General features: G+C 57.0%; 6 protein-coding genes. 5 read left to right on the forward strand and 1 reads right to left on the reverse strand.

Going from position 1 to position 4,067, the window contains the following annotated elements:
* From Q0063_RS14365 to Q0063_RS14385, 5 genes are all read left to right on the forward strand, one after another.
* Positions 1-341: DNA cytosine methyltransferase (locus tag Q0063_RS14365; RefSeq protein ID WP_297872644.1), on the forward strand; the 341-nt coding region annotated here is incomplete at its 5' end.
* Complete coding sequence (locus Q0063_RS14370) at positions 338-1,327, forward strand: amidoligase family protein (protein WP_297872645.1); 990 nt, start codon at positions 338-340, stop codon at positions 1,325-1,327. The genes Q0063_RS14365 and Q0063_RS14370, both read left to right, overlap by 4 nt.
* A gap of 10 nt (positions 1,328-1,337) precedes the next feature.
* Positions 1,338-1,589, forward strand: a complete 252-nt coding sequence (locus Q0063_RS14375; protein WP_297872646.1) for a hypothetical protein — start codon at positions 1,338-1,340, stop codon at positions 1,587-1,589.
* Complete coding sequence (locus Q0063_RS14380; RefSeq protein WP_297872647.1) at positions 1,582-2,103, forward strand: gamma-glutamylcyclotransferase family protein; 522 nt, start codon at positions 1,582-1,584, stop codon at positions 2,101-2,103. The genes Q0063_RS14375 and Q0063_RS14380 overlap by 8 nt, the downstream gene beginning before the upstream one ends.
* Positions 2,093-2,476, forward strand: coding sequence for a hypothetical protein (locus tag Q0063_RS14385; RefSeq protein WP_297872648.1), 384 nt, complete (start codon positions 2,093-2,095; stop codon positions 2,474-2,476). The genes Q0063_RS14380 and Q0063_RS14385 overlap by 11 nt, the downstream gene beginning before the upstream one ends.
* A gap of 27 nt (positions 2,477-2,503) precedes the next feature.
* Here the strand turns inward: Q0063_RS14385 and Q0063_RS14390 are convergent, their stop codons facing one another.
* A complete protein-coding gene (locus tag Q0063_RS14390) occupies positions 2,504-3,817 on the reverse strand; it encodes a glycosyltransferase (RefSeq protein ID WP_297872649.1) in 1,314 nt (437 codons plus the stop codon).
* Between the last annotated feature and the right edge of the window lie 250 nt (positions 3,818-4,067).

A 4,067-nucleotide genomic window follows, 5' to 3' on the forward strand; every position in this document is an offset into this window, starting at 1 on the left:
GGACCAAGCAGGGCTATCAGGCGGCCGCTCCCGGCGACAGCGTGGACCTGGGCTATCCCGGCAGCAAAACCAGAGGCGGACGGGTAAGCAAGCTGGCCCATGACGCCGCCAGCGTCCAGGGCATCGTGGAGAGGGGCGGGCGAATCCGCCGCCTCATGCCCAGGGAATGCCTCCGGCTCCAGGGCTTCGAGGAGGACCAGATCGACCACCTCCTGGCCATTACCTCGGACGCCCAGGCATACAAACAGGCCGGGAATTCTGTCACCGTCAATGTAATTGAAGCCATAGGCCGCCGCATTCGTGCTGTGGATGAAGAACTCCGGGAGGAGGACGCCGCATGATTGGCATGAAAGAGCAGTGCTTCGGCGTGGAGATAGAAATGACGGGAATCACCCGAGAGGAGGCCGCTCGGGCTCTGGCGGATTACTTTGGCACAACGCCCGAATATTGGGGGCGTACCTATGACGCCTGGATTGTGAAGGACCCGGCGGGTAAAGAATGGAAGCTCATGAGCGACAGCAGCATCCACCCGGAGTGTCAGAGCGAAGATGGATATTTGCGGCTCGAAAAATATTCCAAAGAAGGAAAGCGTTATAAGGTGGAGATGGTCACCCCCAAGCTAGCCTATGACGACCTGCCCCGTCTCCAGGAGTGTATGCGGCGGGTTACTGCCATCGGCGCGAAGGTGAACGACTCCTGCGGGCTTCACGTCCATGTAGACGCCTCCAACCACAACCGCCAGAGCCTCAAAAACCTGATCAGCATCATGTATTCTAAGGAGGACCTCCTCTTCAAAGCCTTGCAGGTGAATGAGGAGCGGGCGCGGCGCTGGTGCCGGAAGGTGAGGGAGCCGATGCTGAAAGAGGCCAGAACACTGTCTGCGGAGGAAACGCCGGACCTTACCCGATTGGAGAATATCTGGTATGAAGGCTTTGAGAATGAAGATCAAGACCGCCATAGCCATTACAACAAATCCCGCTACTATGCCCTGAACCTCCACTCCGTCTTTTACCGAGGCACCGTCGAATGGCGGTGCTTCAATTCTACCCTGGACCCCGCCAAGGCGGCGGCTTATGTGCATTTGTGCCTCGCCATGTCCGCACAGGCCATTGTCCAGCGGAGTACCGTCATGCAGAAAACCCGCAGCGACAACGAGCTGTTCACCTTCCGGGTCTGGCTGGTTCGCCTGGGTCTTAACGGCGATGAGTTCAAGGAGACCCGTGACCTGCTGCTGGCAAATCTGAGTGGGGACCGGGCGTGGCGCCACTATAAGGACAGCTATGCGGTGAACAGAAGGAAAAAACGAAACCGAGAGAATGAGAGGTAGTTTATTGCGCATGAAAATCCGCATTGATACAAGGAGCTATGAGGGAACCGGGACAGAAATTCTGGACCAGCTCCGGCTGACCGCCTTTGACCCCACCGAGTTTCCCGACGCCGAGAGCTACCTCTGGCAGCTCCGTAGCAATTTCATGAGAGCCACCGATCTGGACTGTCCCCTGCCAAACGGCAGCCTGGAGCGGCAAGCCAGAACCATGTTCAACCATCTGGCGAAGTATGGAGCGCTGGAGGTGCTGGAGGATGGCTGACGGGAGACTGTATTTCGCCTACGGCAGCAACATCAACCTGGAGCAGATGGCCTGCCGCTGCCCGGACGCCACGGTGGTGGGGCCGGTAATGCTGGAGGGCTATGAACTGCTGTTTCGTCGAAATGGCTTTGCCTCCATCGCGCCCAAGGAGGGCGGGACCGTCCACGGCCTGTTGTGGAGTATTACGCCAGAATGTGAGCGGTCTCTGGACAATTACGAGGGCTATCCCCGTTTTTACGGCAAGCGGATGGTGTCCGTTCGAGACAACGAGGGCCGCTCCCTGTCCGCCATGGCCTATATCATGGACGAGCGGTTCCGGGAGCCGATGATGCCCTCCGAGTCCTACTACGCCGCCATCCTGGAGGGCTACCGTCAGAACGGCCTGCCGGTGACTTTTCTAAAAGAAGCGTGGGAGCACACTGTGCAGGAAATCCACGCGGAAACGGAACGAATCAACGCCGGGTTTATCAGACGCGGCAGACCGCCGAAAGGAGGAAAACCGCATGAACGGTAAAAAAGTTTCATTAACCGGCGAGATTCATATCTCCACCGGCAGCGTGTACACTACTGTGGACGCGCTGGAAGCGCTGAAGGCCATTGGCGTCGCCTATGGCCTCTACAGCCGCGACGAGGACCAGAGGGGTTGCCGCGTCGTGATGGAGGACGGGGAGTTCCCGGCCCTTGTGGTGCAGGAGGATAAGAGCCTCCATGGAAGCCCCTGCTGGGAGACGGTCCGCACGGTCACGAATGATCCTGAGCAGATCAAGCGCTACATGGCGTTCCGCAATACGGTGCAGATGATTCGGAAGCTGAACATAGAGCTGTCGCGGGAATCCAAGCCGCAGACGCCTCCCAAAAAGAAGGAGGCGAAGGGCCATGAGCGCTGATCGAATTTTCCGGGAAAGAGAAGGCTTTTATTGCAGTATACCTCGGATATTCTCCTGGACCCGCCCAGCAAATCGTTCGTACAACTCCCGCTCCTCCGGGCTGAACCCGGAAAACCTCGCGGATGTGAAATCTTCCCAAATATTTGCCACATCCTCCAGAACTGCGCTGGCGGAGGGAGGAAACGTAATTTCCAGGCGGCTTTCTCTGCCCCGTTTCCCCTTTGCGCCCCGGAGTTCCGTCACGGAAATCAGCCCTTTTCCCTCCAGCCGATTCAGCAGCATGGACAAGCCGCCTCGGGGCAGCCCGGCAAAATCCGCCAAATCCTTCCTGGCAGCGGGCCCGGACTGCCGGAGGTACAGCAGCAGACGGGCTTCCGGCAGGGAGAGGTCGTTTTTCTGTGCGGCGGGCTCCAGGTAATAGTCCAACAGCTTCCGCTCTCGGAAGGTGTCAAACAGAAAGCCCTGCCCCTCCAAAGCATCAGGGGACACTCGGACCCGTTCGTTTCCCAGGCGCTTGGAAACCGGAGGCACTGTGCCGTCCTCGGCTGCGTCGATCAGAAAGCGGTAGATTTTTAAGCGCTGCTTTTCGTACTCCTCCTCGTCCAACACCGTTTTGTAGAACTGGTTGTAATACTCAAATACCGTCAGCTTCATCTGAATTGTTTTGGAGATGCTGATTCCCTGGGTGCAGAGGGAGCCCTTCGTCTTGACATAGTAATAAACAGGCACCTGCAAGGCGAAAAATGTCTCGGCCCGGCGGATATATTCCAGGTTGAACATGAAGTCTTCGCACCAGCTGATAGCCGGGTCCATCCGCAGGTGGTGCCGCTCTACGATCTCCCGGCGGTAGAGCTTGTTCCATAAAACTCCATAATAATAATTTGCGGGGTTTTCCATCATGTGGGAGGCATATTCCTCTCTGCTGAGGACCTGTGCCTCGTCGATGTCCCCCTTGGGAGAAACCCGCTCCCCCACCACCCGGTAGAAGTCGGAGATCACCAGATCGCACAAATGCTCCTCCATGGCCTGGACCAACAGCTTGGTGGCATTGGCGGTGATCCAGTCGTCGGCGTCCAGGAACTGGAGATACCGGCCCCGCGCTTGGTCAAGACACAAGTTCCGGCTATCAGAAACGCCCGAATTTTCTTTGTGAAATACCCGGACCCGGCTGTCTGCGGCGGCGTATTCGTCGCAGATCCTGCCGGAGCCGTCCCGGCTACCGTCATCGGCCAGAAGCAGCTCAAAATCGGCGTACTCTTGATTCAAAACGCTCTCCACACAGCGGCGAAGGCAGGCTTCGGCGTTGTAGACTGGAACAATGATGCTGACAGATGGATTCATGACAGACCTCCAAGGTAAATATTGTGAAATCTTGATTTGCTTCGCGCATGGAGATTACCAGAAAATTTGATTTGATTATATCACAAAAAACGTGGGACAAATACCCGAGAAAGGAGAAAAGCTATAAACAGTGAAAGTTATTCGCTCCAGGAGATTGGCAGGGACGAGGAATTGCTGTCCTTCTCCGGCAGCGATGAGGAACAGGCTTGCATCGGTCACCTGCGGGGAGATTTTGCCCAGGGAACGGAGT

This window comes from uncultured Oscillibacter sp., assembly GCF_947654275.1.
Taxonomy (GTDB): Bacteria; Bacillota; Clostridia; order Oscillospirales; family Oscillospiraceae; genus Oscillibacter.

What these genes read in the sequence shown, in the direction of transcription:
- Q0063_RS14380 (WP_297872647.1), top strand. Translation starts at nt 1,582, where the DNA reads ATGGCTGACGGGAGACTGTATTTCGCCTACGGCAGCAACATCAACCTG.
- Q0063_RS14385 (WP_297872648.1), top strand. Translation starts at nt 2,093, where the DNA reads ATGAACGGTAAAAAAGTTTCATTAACCGGCGAGATTCATATCTCCACC.
- Q0063_RS14375 (WP_297872646.1), top strand. Translation starts at nt 1,338, where the DNA reads ATGAAAATCCGCATTGATACAAGGAGCTATGAGGGAACCGGGACAGAA.
- Q0063_RS14370 (WP_297872645.1), top strand. Translation starts at nt 338, where the DNA reads ATGATTGGCATGAAAGAGCAGTGCTTCGGCGTGGAGATAGAAATGACG.
- Q0063_RS14390 (WP_297872649.1), bottom strand. Translation starts at nt 3,817, where the DNA reads ATGAATCCATCTGTCAGCATCATTGTTCCAGTCTACAACGCCGAAGCC.